Annotated in this window: 14 protein-coding genes; 8 read left to right on the top strand and 6 right to left on the bottom strand. The window is 71.3% G+C overall.

All coding sequences use genetic code 11. From position 1 onward, the window contains the following. Positions 1-122: 122 nt before the first annotated feature. Positions 123-3,218 (bottom strand): AfsR/SARP family transcriptional regulator, encoded by a 3,096-nt coding sequence (locus tag ACZ7MG_RS16545; protein WP_471380032.1) that lies wholly within the window; start codon positions 3,216-3,218, stop codon positions 123-125. Between the two features lie 237 nt (positions 3,219-3,455). Further along, entirely contained in the window at positions 3,456-4,052 is a 597-nt protein-coding gene (locus tag ACZ7MG_RS16540) for an HD domain-containing protein (protein WP_471380034.1), read from the bottom strand. A gap of 299 nt (positions 4,053-4,351) precedes the next feature. Between ACZ7MG_RS16540 and ACZ7MG_RS16535 the strand changes: the two genes are divergently transcribed. From ACZ7MG_RS16535 to ACZ7MG_RS16515, 5 genes are all read left to right on the top strand, one after another. Then, on the top strand, positions 4,352-4,582 hold the full coding sequence (locus ACZ7MG_RS16535; RefSeq protein ID WP_471380036.1) for a hypothetical protein: 231 nt from the start codon (positions 4,352-4,354) through the stop codon (positions 4,580-4,582). Between the two features lie 86 nt (positions 4,583-4,668). Beyond that, positions 4,669-5,418 (top strand): DNA repair protein RecO, encoded by a 750-nt coding sequence (recO, locus tag ACZ7MG_RS16530; RefSeq protein WP_471380038.1) that lies wholly within the window; start codon positions 4,669-4,671, stop codon positions 5,416-5,418. 75 nt (positions 5,419-5,493) lie between these two features. Further along, positions 5,494-6,342, top strand: coding sequence for an isoprenyl transferase (locus ACZ7MG_RS16525; protein ID WP_471380040.1), 849 nt, complete (start codon positions 5,494-5,496; stop codon positions 6,340-6,342). Positions 6,343-6,345: 3 nt separating this feature from the next. After that, a complete protein-coding gene (locus tag ACZ7MG_RS16520; RefSeq protein ID WP_471380042.1) occupies positions 6,346-6,867 on the top strand; it encodes a YcxB family protein in 522 nt (173 codons plus the stop codon). Between the two features lie 176 nt (positions 6,868-7,043). Beyond that, the gene (locus ACZ7MG_RS16515) at positions 7,044-8,435 is read left to right on the top strand and encodes a histidine-type phosphatase (protein ID WP_471380044.1); all 1,392 of its coding nucleotides are present in this window, start codon (positions 7,044-7,046) and stop codon (positions 8,433-8,435) included. Here the strand turns inward: ACZ7MG_RS16515 and ACZ7MG_RS16510 are convergent. The 4 genes from ACZ7MG_RS16510 to ACZ7MG_RS16495 form a co-directional block, all read right to left on the bottom strand. Then, positions 8,432-8,845, bottom strand: a complete 414-nt coding sequence (locus tag ACZ7MG_RS16510; RefSeq protein WP_471380046.1) for a Fur family transcriptional regulator — start codon at positions 8,843-8,845, stop codon at positions 8,432-8,434. The genes ACZ7MG_RS16515 and ACZ7MG_RS16510 overlap by 4 nt on opposite strands. Positions 8,846-8,916: 71 nt before the next feature. Beyond that, complete coding sequence (locus ACZ7MG_RS16505) at positions 8,917-9,861, bottom strand: metal ABC transporter permease (protein WP_471380047.1); 945 nt, start codon at positions 9,859-9,861, stop codon at positions 8,917-8,919. A gap of 13 nt (positions 9,862-9,874) precedes the next feature. Next, positions 9,875-10,642, bottom strand: coding sequence for a metal ABC transporter ATP-binding protein (locus ACZ7MG_RS16500; RefSeq protein ID WP_471380048.1), 768 nt, complete (start codon positions 10,640-10,642; stop codon positions 9,875-9,877). A 40-nt stretch (positions 10,643-10,682) separates the two neighbouring features. Then, complete coding sequence (locus tag ACZ7MG_RS16495; protein ID WP_471380050.1) at positions 10,683-11,666, bottom strand: metal ABC transporter substrate-binding protein; 984 nt, start codon at positions 11,664-11,666, stop codon at positions 10,683-10,685. A 218-nt stretch (positions 11,667-11,884) separates the two neighbouring features. On the opposite strand from ACZ7MG_RS16495, the gene ACZ7MG_RS16490 reads away from it, so the two are divergent. From ACZ7MG_RS16490 to ACZ7MG_RS16480, 3 genes are all read left to right on the top strand, one after another. Continuing rightward, positions 11,885-13,267: a glycine--tRNA ligase gene (locus ACZ7MG_RS16490; RefSeq protein WP_471380052.1), complete on the top strand. Its 1,383-nt coding sequence runs from the start codon at positions 11,885-11,887 to the stop codon at positions 13,265-13,267. A 321-nt stretch (positions 13,268-13,588) separates the two neighbouring features. Next, positions 13,589-14,587, top strand: a complete 999-nt coding sequence (locus ACZ7MG_RS16485) for a DUF4394 domain-containing protein (RefSeq protein WP_471380054.1) — start codon at positions 13,589-13,591, stop codon at positions 14,585-14,587. A 104-nt stretch (positions 14,588-14,691) separates the two neighbouring features. Then, positions 14,692-15,714 (top strand): aldo/keto reductase, encoded by a 1,023-nt coding sequence (locus ACZ7MG_RS16480; RefSeq protein WP_471380056.1) that lies wholly within the window; start codon positions 14,692-14,694, stop codon positions 15,712-15,714. The last annotated feature ends 24 nt before the right edge of the window (positions 15,715-15,738 follow it).

The raw sequence follows: 15,738 nt of genomic DNA, 5'->3' as shown, positions 1-15,738 counted from the left end.
TTGTTCCCCCGAGAACAACGAGAATGGCGCACTCCGCTGGAAGTTCTCTGCAAGTCCGCCGCAAGCGGGTTTCGGCCTGCCCGAGGGGCCGGAACGCGCCTACGCCGCCCGCGCCGAGAGGGTCACACCCACGGCCACGGCTCGTCCCGCTCGCGGGCCTCGCAGGCGTCGAACACCGCCATCGCCTCGGCCCGCAGCGTCTCGGCGCCGGCCCGGTCGCCGAGCGCCGCCCGGACGACGGAGAGGTTGCGCAGGGCGCGGGCCCGGGGGAGGGGCAGCGCGAGCACCTCCCAGAGCGCGGCGGAGGCGGTCAACAGGCCCTCCGCGTCCGGCAGTCGCCCCTCGGCGAGCGCGCACTCGCCGAGCGTGCGCAGGGTCAGTGCCTCGCCGAAGCGGTCCTCGTGGACCCGGCAGACCTCCAGGATCTCGTGCAGCTCCGCCTCCGCCTCCCGGGTGTGCCCCAGCCGCATCCGGGCCTTGGCACGGGCCCGCAGTGCGTACGCCGCCATGTGCGGGTCGCCGAGGGCGCGCAGGATCTCCAGCGCCTGTTCGGCCACCCGCGCGGCCTCCTCGTACGCGCCGAGCGAGCGGTGCACCAGGCTGAGCGTGCGCAGCGCCAGCGCCTCGCCGCGCCGACTGCCGAGCCGCCGGTAGGCCCGCAGCGACTCGTCGAGCAGCGGGAACGCGCCCTCCTGGTCGCCGAGTTCGAGGCGTACGGAACCGCCGTACCGGCAGGCGACGCCGACGCCGGTGTCGTCGCCGATCCGGCGGAAGCCGTCGGCGGCGTCGGTCAACGCGCGTTCCGCGTCGCGGAGTTCACCGACTTCGCGGCAGGCGCTGCCTAGGCCGGCGAGGGCGGCGGAACGGCCGCGTACGTCGCCGAGTTCGGTGCAGACGCGTTCCGCCGTGCGGAAGTACTCCTGGGACTCGGCGATGCGGTCCTGTTCGTAGCGGAGCTGGCCGAGGCCGATGATCAGCAGGGCCTCGCCCGAGCGGTCCTCCGCGCGGCGGGCGGCGGCGAGGGCGGCGTCGTGGCTGCGCCACCAGGCGTCGAAGCGGTTCTTGATGGCGAAGGAGGAGGAGCAGAGTGCGGCCGCGGCTTCGCAGGCGAGGGTGTGCAGGCCCATGGCTGCCGCCCGCTCGACCGCGTTGGTGAGGGTGTCCGCTTCCGCGTCGAACCAGGCGAAGGGGTCTGCCAGGGCTCGGCGGGTTGTCTGTGCGCCTACGGGGGAGGGTTGTTCGGTCGGTTCGCGGCTTTCGGTCCGGTGGGGCTTCTCGCGCAGTTCCCCGCGCCCCTTGGGGGCGAACCCCTGTCTCAAAGTGACCGCGCCCGATGGGGATTTCTCCGTCACCCGGTCCATCAGCCACAGGCCGGCCGAGAGTGCCCTGCCGATCGCCGCCGTGCGGTCGTCCACCGGGTCCTCGGTCTCGGCGCGTTCGCCGGCGTAGACGCGGACCAGGTCGTGCAGGCGGTAGCGGGGCTGGCCGACCTGGTCGGTGCCGGGGCAGGTGATGAGCTGGGCGTCGAGGAGGCGTTCGAGGATTTCCTCGGCCTCGTCCTCGGAGGTGCCGGAGAGCGCGGCGACGGTCCACAGGGCGACGTCGGCCGAGCCGAGGCCGGCGATACGGCGCAGGACGCGGCGGGCGCAGCCGTCGAGGGCCTGGTAGCTGAGGCCGAGGCCGGCCCGGACCTCCAGGTCGCCCACGGACAGCTCGTCGAGGCGGCGGTGTTCGTCGGCGAGGCGCTCGGCGAGGATGCTGGGCGTCCAGTGGCGGCGGGTGGCGAGGCGGGCGCCCGCGATCCGCAGGGCCAGGGGCAGCCCGCCGCACAGCTCGACGATGCGGCGGGCGGCGGCCTGTTCCCGGGGGTCGTCCGGGGTGCGGTCGGGGCCGGTGACCCGGGTGAGCAGTTCCAGGCCGCGGGCGTCGTCCAGGACGTCCAGGTCGGTGCGCCGGGCCCCGACGAGCCCGCCGAGCCGGGCCCGGGAGGTCACCAGGACCCCGCAGGTGGCGCTGCCCGGCAGCAGCGGCCGTACCTGGGCCTCGCCGTTCGCGTCGTCCAGGACCAGCAGGATCCGCCGCCCGGCGACCAGGCTGCGGAACAGGTCGCCGCGCTCGGCCGTGTCCTCCGGCGGGTCCGCGCCGAGCGCCCGCAGCAGCCGGCCCAGCACCTCGGCGGGCGGTACGGGCTCGCTGAAGCCGTGCAGTTCGGCGTAGAGCTGCCCGTCGGGATAGTCCTCGGCGACCCGGTGCGCGGCCTGCACGGCGAGCGCGGACTTGCCCACCCCGGCGGCCCCCGAGACCACGACCACCGGCATCGCCTCCCGGGCGCCGGTGAGCCCCGCGACGACCGTCGCGAGTTCCTCCTCGCGGCCGGTGAAGTCGCCGATGGCGGGCGGGAGCAGGGACACCGGCCGGGGCACGGCCGCCGGCCGCCGGGGCGCGGCGGCGGTCGTGGCCGCGGGGGCGAGCAGCGCCGGGTCGGCGCGCAGGATGGCCTCGTACAGCCGGGTCAGCTCCGGGCCCGGATCGAGCCCCAGCTCCTCGGCGAGCACGGCCCGGCCCTCCGCGTGCACGGCCAGCGCGTCGGCCTGCCGGCCCAGCCGGTACAGCGCCAGCATCAGCTGACCACGGGGCCGCTCCCGCGCCGGATGGTCCTCGACCAGCGCGGTCAGCTCGGTGACCAGCTCCGCCTCGTGCCCGCCGGCCTCCAGCTCCGCGGCGATACGTTCCTCCAGGGCTGCCTGCCGGGCCTCCTCCAGCCGGCCCGCCTCACCCCGCAGCGCGTCCCCGACGCCGCCGAGCGCGGGCCCGTGCCACAGCTCCAGGGACTCCCGCAGCAGCCGGGCGGCCTCCGCGTGGTCGCCGTCGGCGGAGGCCCGCCGGGCGTCGGCCGTACGCGCCTCGAACTCCGCCAGGTCGACCCGGCCCACGCCGGGCCGCAGCACATAGCCCGGGGGGCGGGTCTCGATCGCCTCCGCCGCCTCGGGGGGCAGGGCCCGCCGCAGCGCCGACACATACGTCTGCACCAGGGCCCGCGCGGTGTCCGGCGGCTCGTCCCCCCAGATCACGTCCACCAGCGCGTCCGCGGGCACCACCTGTCCGGCCCGGAGCAGCAGCACGGCCAGCAGTGCGCGTGGTTTCGGGCCGCCCAGCCGCAGGGGTCTGTCACCGTGCCACGCCTCGACCGGGCCGAGCAGTCGGAATTCCAGCTCCACGGGTCCCCATCTTCCGTGCCGTCGGACCGCCGGGACAGCGGTTGCTCACGCAACGTTCGACGCTCATGCACGCCGAGTGGTTTCCCAGGACGCGTGATGCGCCAGTGAGTTGTCGGAAAACGGGGGAACCGAAGGGAATCTTAGGTGGACGACGCGGAGATTCCCCACGTAGGTGAGGACCAACTGTGACGATGCTGTGAGGGAGCCCAGAGGTCCGCGAACCGCCGGCCGCCGGGGCTACGGGTGGACGGGGTAGGCCGCCTGGAAGGCCAGCCGCCGGTCCGCGTCGGCGCCGAGCCGCTCCAACTGGTCGTCGAGCGAGAGGAACTCCTCCCAGGCGGGCCTGCCGCTCACCGCGACCAGCCGCCCGACGACGAGATCCTCCAGCTCCCGGACCCGTTTGTTCTTCCACACCTTGTCCGCCAGCGCCACCAGCAGATCCTCGACCCCGGCCCCGGGCTCCGCCCACGCCGCGTGCGTCCCCGCGAACCTAGCCCACTCCGGCTCGACCCCGTGCTCCAGCAGCAGCCGGCGCCCGGCCTCCTCGTGCGCGGAACCGGGGCCCGACAGCTCCCCGAGGTGTGTGATCTTCCCGATGTCGTGCGTGGCCGCGCCGAAGAGCACACCCGCGCGGTCGAACGGCAGCTCCGGGTGGTGCCGCTCCGTCCAGTCGGCCAGCTCGTACGCCACGTCGTGCACGAGCCGCAGATGCGCCGCGAGCCGGGGCGGGGCACCGAGGCCGCGCAGCAGCGCGACGGCCCGCTCCGGCAGGGGGCGCAGCGGCGGGTCGGTGACGGCGGTCAGCGGATCGGACGGGTGCGAGGACGAATTCACGGGATGTGTATACCGGGCCCGCCGGATCCATGGGGTGCGGCCCAACGCTTTTGTGCCGTCCCGAAGTTGTAAGGGACAGACTCCCGCCGAGTTTAGACACAGCAGGTCACCGATGGGATGCGAAGAGTGAAATTCGGTGACGCAGGGGAGCACCGTGAAGGCAGTGGGAGAAGGGCCCGGGGGACGACACTCGGCGGGCGCGTCGAAGAGGCGGAGGAATCGGTGGAGGAATTGCGGCGGACAACCGGGAAGGCGGGAATTGTTCTGCCGGTACCGGGTAATTCGGCGGCGGCCCTGCGGTGAACGGTAACGGGAAGAAGCCGGCGATCGGCACCTACGCCGTCGACACCCGCACCGGCAAGGTCGGCCGGGTCATGGGCCACGAGGGACCGTACGTCCAGCTGCGGCCGGTCGGCGGAGGACGGGAGTGGGACTGCGCCCCCGAGGCCGTCCGGGCCGCCACGACCATAGAACGACTCCGCGCCGCGACCGCGTACGAGAACGCCCGCAGCCGGGGCGAGGTCCCTTGAAGGGGCGCCCACGACCCGAGGCCCCGCCATGGGGCGGTTCGGGCCGAGGTCCCGCCCAGGGGCGCCCGTAGGCGAGAATGGGCGGCATGAGCCTGTTCCGCGACGACGGCGTCGTCCTGCGCACCCAGAAGCTGGGTGAAGCGGACCGGATCATCACGCTGCTCACTCGTGGACATGGGCGGGTGCGGGCGGTGGCCCGGGGGGTGCGGCGGACGAAGTCGAAGTTCGGGGCGCGGCTCGAACCCTTCTCGCATGTGGACGTGCAGTTCTTCGCCCGGGGCAGCGAGCTGATCGGCCGCGGGCTGCCCCTGTGCACCCAGAGCGAGACCATCGCCCCGTACGGCGGCGGCATCGTCAGCGACTACGCCCGCTACACCGCCGGGACGGCCATGCTGGAGACGGCCGAGCGGTTCACGGACCACGAGGGCGAGCCCGCCGTGCAGCAGTATCTGCTGCTCGTCGGCGGGCTGCGCACCCTCGCCCGCGGCGAACACGCCCCGCACCTCGTCCTCGACGCCTTCCTGCTGCGCTCGCTCGCCGTCAACGGCTACGCCCCCACCTTCAGCGACTGCGCCAAGTGTGGGATGCCCGGCCCGAACCGCTTCTTCTCCGTCGCCGCCGGAGGCTCCGTCTGCGTGGACTGCCGGGTGCCCGGCAGCGTCGTACCCTCGCCGCAGACGCTGGCTCTGCTCGCCGCGCTTCTTACGGGAGACTGGGAGACCGCGGACGCGAGCGAGCCGCGGCACGTGCGGGAGGGCAGCGGGCTGGTGTCCGCCTATCTGCACTGGCATCTGGAGCGCGGCCTGCGCTCCCTCCGGTACGTGGAAAAGTCGTAAGCGGTACAAGTCGTCAGCGGTACAAGCCGTCAGTGGTACAAGCGGTACAAGCGGTATAGAGGAGACGAGAAGCACATGGTGGTACGCGGGTTCCTGGGGCGTCAGCGCCGCGAGTACGAGGCACCGACACCGCACCCGTCCGGCGCCCGCGCGCCCAAGCTCCCCGGCGAGCTGGTCCCCAGGCATGTGGCGATCGTCATGGACGGCAACGGCCGCTGGGCCAAGGAGCGCGGGCTGCCGCGCACCGAGGGCCACAAGGTCGGCGCCGAGCGGGTGCTCGACGTCCTCCAGGGCTCGATCGAGATCGGCGTCCGCAACATCTCCCTCTACGCCTTCTCCACCGAGAACTGGAAGCGCTCGCCCGACGAGGTCCGCTTCCTGATGAACTTCAACCGCGACTTCATCCGCAAGACCCGCGACCAGCTCGACGAACTGGGCATCCGGGTCCGCTGGGTGGGCCGGATGCCCAAGCTGTGGAAGTCGGTCGCCAAGGAACTCCAGGTCGCCCAGGAGCAGACCAAGGACAACGACCTGCTCACCCTGTACTTCTGCATGAACTACGGCGGCCGCGCCGAGATCGCCGACGCCGCCCAGGCCCTCGCCGAGGACATCCGCGCGGGCCGCCTCGACCCCTCCAAGGTCACCGAGAAGACCTTCGCGAAGTACCTCTACTACCCGGACATGCCGGACGTCGACCTCTTCCTGCGCCCCAGCGGCGAGCAGCGCACCTCCAACTACCTGCTCTGGCAGAGCGCCTACGCCGAGATGGTCTTCCAGGACGTGCTCTGGCCGGACTTCGACCGCCGCGACCTGTGGCGGGCCTGCGTGGAGTTCGCCTCCCGCGACCGCCGCTTCGGCGGCGCCGTCCCGAACGAGGAGCTGCTCGCGATGGAGGCCGCGATGAAGGGCCGGACGGAGGGCTGACGGTTGGCGGACACGGGCGGGGAGAGCGTCGAGCTGGAGTACCGGATGACCGCCGACGACCACCGCGAGGCCATGCGGGCGGTCGCCCGGGTCTCGTCCGTCGGCCGGTGGGGGTGGTGGCTCCTGTGGTTCGCCCTCGGGGCGAGTCTGTTCGTCGTGGTGACGGCGCTGATGTCCGGCGGTACGCCTGACGCCCAGGTCCTGGTGATGCTGGTGCTGGCGTCCGCCGGGCTTTGCCTGCCCCGCCTCCAGGGCCGTCTCCTCCATCGGCGGGCGGCGGCCCGAGGAGTGCACCGCACGGTGCTGGACCTGTGGGGTGTGGTCGTCGAGCACGACCAGGGGGCCGAGCGCCGGGTCACCTGGTCCCAGATGGCCCGGTACGCGGAGACCGAGCACACCTTCGTCCTGCTGGGCGGCGGTCAGGCGCCCCACGCCATCGTGCTGCCCAAACGCGGCCTGCGGACCCCCGCCGACGCCGACCGGGTCCGCGGTGTCCTCGCCCGGCAGGGCCTGGCCCGGGTGTAGGGCACGCCGCACCGCTTGGTGTGGGCCTGTGCGGCGCTTGGGGCGGACCATACGTTTCAGCCATGGCGCGTTCATGTCGTCCGCGAAGCATGGGAGAGATCCATGAGCTCCATGAGCTCCATGAGCTCCATGAGCTCCATGAACTCCCCGCACATCCATGACGGAACGGTCCCACCATGAGACGCACCACCCCCGCCGTGGCCCTCGGACTCGGCGCCCTGCTGCTCGCCCCGCTGTCCGCGCAGGCCGCCTCCGGACACACCTCGGCCACCACCCTCTCCTACGGCACGAAGGCCACGTACGCGCCGCGGCAGAACGCCCACACCTACCAGAGCGCGCCCAAGGGCTTCGTCCCGGTGTTCACGGAGAACGTCTCCCGGCACGGCTCGCGCTCCGCCACCGACAGCTCGGACGGCGACCTGATCCTCGCCCTGTGGGACAAAGCCGAGAGCGAGGGCCAACTGACCTCGCGCGGACGGGAGTTCGGCCCCAAGGTGCGCGCTCTCGAAGTCGCCATGGCGAAGGTCGGCTACGGCAACCTCAGCGGGCGCGGCAAGCAGGAGATGCGGGACACGGCCGCCCGGCTGGAGAAGCGGCTGCCGGGGCTGTTCCAGCGGATCGCCCAGGGCTCCGAGAAGATCGACGTGGTCAGCTCCGGTCAGGGCCGGGCCGTCGACAGCGGCACCACCTTCGCCGGCGCCCTCGGCGACGCCGCCCCGGCCGTCAAGCCGCTCATCGGCCCGACCCGCACCGACAAGGACCTGCTGTACTTCCACAAGTCCTCGGGCGGCGCCGCCTACCAGGACTGGCTGGCGAACGACCAGCGCCTCGCGGACACGCTGACCGGCATCAAGGACCAGCCGGCCACCGCCCGTGCCGCCGGCGACGTCCTGAGGAAGATCTTCGAGCCGGCCTTCGTGCAGCGGATCCAGGCCGGTGAGTTCGCCTCGACCGGCAGCGCCGTCGACGCCGCCGAGGCGGTCTACAACCTCTACGCCATCGCCCCCGCGATGAGCGAGGAGAGCCCCGGCGGCAAGGGCTGGGGGATGAACCGGTACATCGCGCAGCGCGACGCCGCCTGGTTCGGCTACCTCGGCGATGTCGAGGACTTCTACGAGAAGGGCCCGAGCTTCGCCGACAGCGACATCACCTACAAGATGGCCGGTGTCCTGCTCGACGACTTCTTCCAGCAGGTCGAGGCCAAGCGGGACGGCACCAGCAAGCTGGGCGCGGAGCTGCGGTTCACCCACGCCGAGGAGATCATCCCGCTCGCCGCGCTGATGGGCCTGCCCGGCAGCACGAAGGGCGTCACCGCAGGTCAGCCGTACACCTACGCCGACAACGCCTGGCGTGGCGCGGACGTGGCACCGCTGGGCGCGAACATCCAGTGGGACGTCTTCAAGAAGGGCTCCACCTACGTCGTCCGCATGCTCTACAACGAGAAGGAGACCGCCTTCAAGACCGGCTGCCGACCGGTGTCGAAGAACAGCTCCTTCTACGAACTGAACGAGCTGGAGCGCTGCTTCGGCCGCAAGGCCCAGGTGGCCCAGGTGGCCCAGGTGGCCTAGGAGGTCTTCGCCGCGCAGTCCACGCAGGTGCCGAAGATCTCCACCGTGTGGGCGACGTTCACGAAGCCGTGTTCCGCGGCGATCGCGTCGGCCCACTTCTCGACCGCCGGGCCCTCGACCTCCACGGCCTTGCCGCAGACCCGGCAGACCAGGTGGTGGTGGTGCTCGCCGGTCGAGCAGCGGCGGTACACGGACTCGCCGTCGGAGGTGCGCAGGACATCGACCTCGCCCGCGTCGGCGAGGGACTGGAGCGTGCGGTAGACGGTGGTGAGCCCCACCGAGTCGCCCTTGTGCTTGAGCATGTCGTGGAGTTCCTGCGCGCTGCGGAACTCGTCGACCTCGTCGAGTGCCGCGGCCACGGCCGCCCGCTGACGGGTGGAACGACCTCGTACGGGTCCGGCGGTCGTCACCGTTGCCTCCTCACGTAGCGGTCTTGCGGGGGCCATTGTGCCAGCCCCCGCGCACCCGGGTCGGCCGCCGGTCAACCCGCGGACCCCTCCACGGGACCCCGGGCGGCCGGAACCGTGTCCCTGGCGACCCCCGCCCCGGCGGCCTCGCGGGCCCCCGGGATCACACACTCCGCCGGGTCGCCGGCCGCCGCCTCCAGGGCCTTCGCCCGCCTCCTGGCCAGCGGTGTCGCCAGCGCGGTGAGCACCATGAACGCGGCGATCGCGAGCAGCACGATCGTCGCGCCGGGCGGCACGTCCTGGTAGTACGAGGTGACCGTGCCGCCGATCGTCACGGAGACCCCGAGGGCCACGGCGATCGCGAAGGTCGCCGCGAAACTGCGGGTGAGCTGCTGCGCGGCGGCGACCGGGACCACCATCAGCGCGGACACCAGCAGCAGCCCGACGACCCGCATGGCGACCGTCACGGTCACCGCCGCCGTGACCGCCGTCAGCAGGTTCAGCGCCCGCACCGGCAGCCCGGTGACCCGGGCGAACTCCTCGTCCTGGCTGACCGCGAACAGCTGCCGGCGCAGCGCCAGCGTCATCACGATCACGAACGCGGCGAGCACGCAGATCGCGGTGATGTCCTCCTGTGACACGGTCGACAGCGAGCCGAAGAGGAAGGACATCAGGTTGGCGTTCGTCCCGCCGGGCGCGAGGTTGATGAGCATCACACCGCCGGCCATGCCGCCGTAGAAGAGCATGGCGAGCGCGATGTCGCCGCGGGTCTTCCCGTACCAGCGGATCAGCTCCATGATCACCGCGCCGACCACGGACACCAGCGTCGCCATCCACACCGGCGACCAGGAGAGCATGAAGCCGAGGCCGACGCCCGTCATCGCGACATGGCCGATGCCGTCGCCCATGAGGGCCTGGCGGCGCTGGACGAGGTAGATGCCGATCGCGGGGGCGGTGATGCCGACGAGGACGGCGGCGAGCAGGGCCCGCTGCATGAAGGCGTAGTCGAGGATTTCCATCAGGGGCGCCTTCTCAGCTCAGCAGGCCCGTGCGGAGGGGCTCGGTGCCCGGTGCCGCGTGCGGGTGGACGTGGTCGTGGCCGGGCAGGGCGTGCTGGCCGACCGCCTTCGGGGGCGGGCCGTCGTGGGTGACGCAGCCGTCGCGGAGGACCACCGCCCGGTCGATCAGCGGCTCCAGCGGGCCCAGTTCATGCAGGACCAGCAGCACGGTCGTCCCCTTCGCCACCTGCTCGCGCAGGGTCGCGGCCAGCACCTCCTGGCTGGCCAGGTCGACGCCCGCCATCGGCTCGTCCATGATCAGCAGCTCGGGTTCGGAGGCGAGCGCGCGGGCGATCAGGACGCGCTGGTGCTGGCCGCCGGAGAGGGCGTTCACCGAGTCCTTGGCGCGGTCCGCCATGCCGACCATCTCCAGGGCGTGCCGGATCGCCGCGTGGTCGGCCTTGCGGAGGATGCCGAGACGGGTGCGGGAGAGCCGGCCCGAGGCCACGATCTCCGTCACCGTCGCCGGGACACCGCCCGCCGCCGTGGTGCGCTGCGGCACGTACCCGAGGCGCCGCCAGTCGCGGAAGCGGCGCCGGTCCGTGCCGAACAGCTCGATCTCGCCGTCACTGAGCGGTACTTGGCCGATCACCGTGCGTACGGCGGTGGACTTGCCGGAGCCGTTGGCGCCGAGCAGCGCGACGACCTCACCGCGGTGCACGGTGAGGTCGATGCCGCGCAGGACGGTGCGCGAGCCCAGTTCGGCACGGACGCCGCGCAACGAGATGACGGGCTCGCTCATGCCTGCTGCCTCCGGATGATCGACAAGGGCGTCGACAAGGTCATGTGGCTCCCAGGGCGCTCTGGAGCGCCTTGAGGTTGGCTTCCTGGACCGAGAAGTAGTCCTTGCCGCGCGACTTCTCGGTGATGCCCTCGATCGGGTCGAGGACGTCGGTCTTGAGATCGGCGTCGGCGGCGATGGTCTTCGCGGTCTTGTCGCTGACGAGTGTCTCGTAGAACACCGTGGTCACACCGTCGGCCTTGGCCATCTTCTCAAGTGCCTTGACCCGGGCGGCACTCGGCTCCGACTCGGGGTCGAGGCCGGAGATGGCCTCCTCGGTGAGACCGTAGCGCTCGGCGAGGTAGCCGAAGGCGGCGTGGGTGGTGATGAAGGTCTTGGTCCTGGTGTCCTTCAGGCCGTTCTCGAACTGGTCGTTGAGCGCGCCCAGCTTCTCGACCAGGGCCTCGGTGTTCGTCTTGTAGGTGTCCGCGTGGTCCGGGTCGGCCTTCTCGAAGGCGGCGCCGACACCCTTGGCGACCTCGGCGTACTTCACGGGGTCGAGCCAGACGTGGGGGTCGTTGCCCTCCAGCTCCTCGTTCTCGTGGTCGTCGTGCTCGGCCGAGTGGCCGCCGACCTCGTTGCCGTGGTGCTCCATGGTGGTCAGCGTCGCGGCGTCGATCTTCGTCTTGAGTTCGGACTGGGCGACCGCGTCGTCCACGGAGGGCTGCAGGCCCTTGAGGTAGAGCACGGCGTCCGACTCCTGGAGCGCGGCGGTCTGCTTGGCGCTGATCTCCAGGTCGTGCGGTTCCTGGCCGGGCTCGGTCAGACTGGTGACGTTCACGTACTTCCCGCCGATCTGCTCGGCGAGGAAGGCCATCGGGTAGAACGACGCGACGACGTCGAACTTGTCGGTGTTGCCCGCGGCGGCGCTGTCGCCGCCGCACGCCGTGAGAGTGGTGAGACCGAGGGCGGCCGCCGCGGTCGCCGCCGCGGGTATCAGGAACCGTCGGCGGAGTCGTCGTCGTACTGCGTTCATGACAGTCATTTTCATCTTATCTGGAAACGATTGTCAACAAGCCAGGTGGTAAGCCCTTGGTAAGGCCTTTGTCCGGCTCTCGGCAGTCTCCCGCCGTCTCCTTCTCCGAACCGATTTGATTGGAGGGGAGGCCCCGCCGGTAATCTGAAGCATTCGCTCTGAAGCGCGTTCGCTTCCCTCCAGGGGCGCATCGCTTCGTCGCCCGTCGTCGTAATGAAGAGAGCACCGTGGCCGCCGACAAGATCGACACCATCGTCAGCCTGAGCAAGCGCCGTGGCTTCGTATTCCCGTGCAGCGAGATCTACGGCGGCCAGCGTGCCGCCTGGGACTACGGACCGCTGGGTGTCGAGCTCAAGGAGAACATCAAGCGTCAGTGGTGGCGCTACATGGTGACGTCGCGCGAGGACGTGGTCGGTATCGACTCGTCCGTCATCCTGGCCCCCGAGGTCTGGGTCGCCTCCGGCCACGTCGCCACCTTCTCCGACCCGCTCACCGAGTGCACCTCCTGCCACAAGCGGTTCCGCGCGGACCACCTGGAGGAGGCGTACGAGGCGAAGAAGGGCCGCCTGCCGGAGAACGGCCTCGCGGACGTCAACTGCCCCAACTGCGGTACCAAGGGCCAGTTCACCGAGCCCAAGCAGTTCTCGGGTCTGCTCTCCACGCACCTCGGCCCCACCCAGGACACCGGCTCCATCGCCTACCTGCGGCCCGAGACCGCCCAGGGCATCTTCACCAACTTCGCCCAGGTGCAGACCACCTCGCGCCGCAAGCCGCCGTTCGGCATCGCGCAGATGGGCAAGTCCTTCCGCAACGAGATCACGCCCGGCAACTTCATCTTCCGCACCCGCGAGTTCGAGCAGATGGAGATGGAGTTCTTCGTCAAGCCGGGCGAGGACGAGAAGTGGCAGGAGTACTGGATGCAGGAGCGGTGGAACTGGTACACCGGCCTGGGCCTGCGCGAGGAGAACATGCGGTGGTACGACCACCCGCAGGAGAAGCTCTCCCACTACTCCAAGCGCACCGCCGACATCGAGTACCGCTTCCAGTTCGGCGGCAACGAGTGGGGTGAGCTGGAGGGCGTCGCCAACCGCACCGACTACGACCTCGGCGCGCACTCCAAGGCCTCCGGTCAGGACCTGTCGTACTACGACCAGGAGTCGAGCGAGCGGTACACGCCGTACGTCATCGAGCCGGCCGCCGGTGTCGGCCGCACGATGCTGGCCTTCCTCCTCGACGCGTACACCGAGGACGAGGCGCCCAACGCCAAGGGCAAGCTGGAGAAGCGGACGGTGCTGCGCCTGGACCACCGCATCGCGCCGGTCAAGGTCGCGGTGCTCCCGCTCTCCCGCAACCCCGAGCTGTCCCCGAAGGCCAAGGGTCTGGCGCAGGCGCTGCGGCAGAACTGGAACATCGACTTCGACGACGCGGGTGCGATCGGGCGCCGTTACCGTCGTCAGGACGAGATCGGTACGCCGTACTGCGTGACCGTCGACTTCGACACGCTCGACGACAACGCGGTGACCGTGCGGGAGCGGGACTCGATGAAGCAGGAGCGGGTGTCGTTGGACCAGATCGAGGGTTACCTCGCGGGTCGGTTGGTCGGCGCCTGAGCGTCCGCCTCGCTTGAGTGATGGAGCGGCCGCGCGTTCGTCGTGGCCGGTCGCGCAGTTCCCCGCGCCCCTTATGGGGCCGGGGAACTCGGCGTTTCACAGGCTGAACAAGCCGGCGGCTGCCCGCGTTCGAGTCGTGCGCGTCGTGCTTCACGGAGAGCGGACGAATCGTGCCCAACGGAATGACAGGGAGGCTTGGTCCGTTCCCGGTCCGTTCCGGGAAATTTCTCGTACGACCCACCAATCCGGACCCGTCCCCGCGCCGAAGGAGAGGGCAGACGGCCCGCACGGGGCGGGCCGCTCGGCTTCACGGGGGCGTACATGCGCAAGCAAGCGATCATCGGCGTACTCACGATGGCGGTGGCGATCGGGACGGTCGGCGCGGTCGGGGCGGGGGCGCTGGGCGGATCGTCCGCGTCGGCGGGTTCGCGGGCGGCGGGTTCCGGGTCGGGTTCGGGTTCGGGTTCCGGGGCCCCGTCGGACGGCGGCTCGGGTCTCGGGGCGGACGTCGAGTCCAAGGGCGGCGGCCTCGGTGCCGGCGGGGCGAAGGTGCCCGGCGGGCTGAAGGCCATCGGTCTCACCACCGACCAGCGGCTCGTCGTCTTCCGCGTCGACAAGCCGGGTGCCGTCGTCCCGCTGGGCAAGGTCGGCGGCCTCAAGGGCGACACGAAGCTCGTCGGCATCGACTACCGCGTCCAGAACAACAAGCTGTACGGCGTCGGCGACCGGGGTGGCATCTACACGATCCGCGAGGTGGGCGCCAAGGCCACCAAGGTCTCCCAGCTCACCGTCGCACTCCAAGGCAAGGCGTACGGCGTGGACTTCAACCCCGCCGCCAACCGCCTCCGGGTGATCAGTGACACCGGCCAGAACCTCCGCCACAACCTCGACGACCCCCAGGGCGCCCCGGCCGCCGGCACCACGGCCGTCGACGGCACCCTGACCAACCCGCCGGTCCCGCCCGCCACGGCCGGCCTCACGGCCCAGGAGGTGACCGGGGCGGCGTACACGAACAACGACCTCGACACCACGACGGCGACCACGCTCTTCGACCTCGACACCGCCCAGGACCGGGTCTCGCTCCAGTCCCCGGCCAACGCGGGCAGCCTCGCGCCCACCGGCAACCTCGGCGTCGACGCCCCGCTCGATTCCGGGTTCGACATCTACAGCTCCACGAGCGGCGGGGTGAACGCCGGGTACGCGGTGACGGGGACGCGGCTGTTCGGCGTCAACCTGCTGACGGGGAAGGCGAGTTCGGCGGGAGCCTTCCCGAAGAGCCGACAGGTGGTGGACCTGGCGATACCGCTGCGACAGGGCTGACGGGCGGGGCGGATACCCCGACGAGCGACATGTGACAGATGGCAGCTGACGGCTGACAGCTGACAGATATTGAAATCTGTCAGCTGTCATGTCATCGTGGAGTCATGACCAAGACCACCACGATGCAGACCCGCACCCTCGGCTCCACCGGCCCCCAGGTCTCCGCCCTCGGCCTCGGCTGTATGGGCATGTCCGCGCTGTACGGCGAGGCCGACCGGGCCGAGTCGATCGCGACGATCCACGCGGCCCTCGAAGCCGGTGTGACCCTGCTGGACACGGGCGACTTCTACGGCATGGGCCACAACGAACTGCTGATCGGCGAGGCCCTGCGCGCCGCGCCCGCCGCCCGCCGGGAGCAGGCGCTGACCAGCGTCAAGTTCGGGGCGCTGCGTGACCCGGACGGGGCCTGGTCCGGGTACGACGGCCGCCCGGCGGCGGTGCGGAACTTCGCCGCGTACTCCCTCCAGCGCCTCGGCACCGACCACATCGACGTCTACCGGATCGCGCGGGTCGACCCCGACGTGCCGATCGAGGAGACGGTCGGCGCGATCGCGGAACTGGTCGAGAAGGGGTACGTCCGCCACATCGGCCTGAGCGAGGTGGGCGCGGAGACGATCCGCCGGGCCGCCGCCACGGCGCCGATCACGGACCTCCAGATCGAGTACTCCCTGATCTCGCGCGGCATCGAGGACGAGATCCTGCCGGTCACGCGGGAGCTGGGCATCGCGGTCACGGCGTACGGAGTGCTCTCCCGGGGCCTGATCTCGGGCCACTTCACCCGCGACCGGCAGCTGGCGGCGGGGGACTTCCGGACCTTCTCGCCCCGCTTCCAAGGGGAGAACCTCCAGCACAACCTGGACCTGGTCGACGCCCTGCGGAAGATCGCCGAGCAGAAGGGGGCGTCGGTCGCGCAGATCGCGATCGCCTGGGTGCTGTCCCGCGGGGAGGACATCGTCCCGCTCGTCGGCGCCCGCCGCCGGGACAGGCTGGCCGAGGCGCTGGGCGCGCTGGAGGTGACCCTGGACGCGGCCGACCTGGCGGCGATCGAGGGTGCCGTACCGGCCGACGCGGCGGCGGGCGAGCGTTACCCGGCGGCCCAGATGGCACACCTCGACAGCGAACGCTGATCGCCTCCCCGGTTACGGTTCCCC

The sequence above is a fragment of the Streptomyces sp. NPDC107538 genome (assembly GCF_055657445.1).
This window is presented reverse-complemented; position numbering and strand designations above follow the sequence as displayed.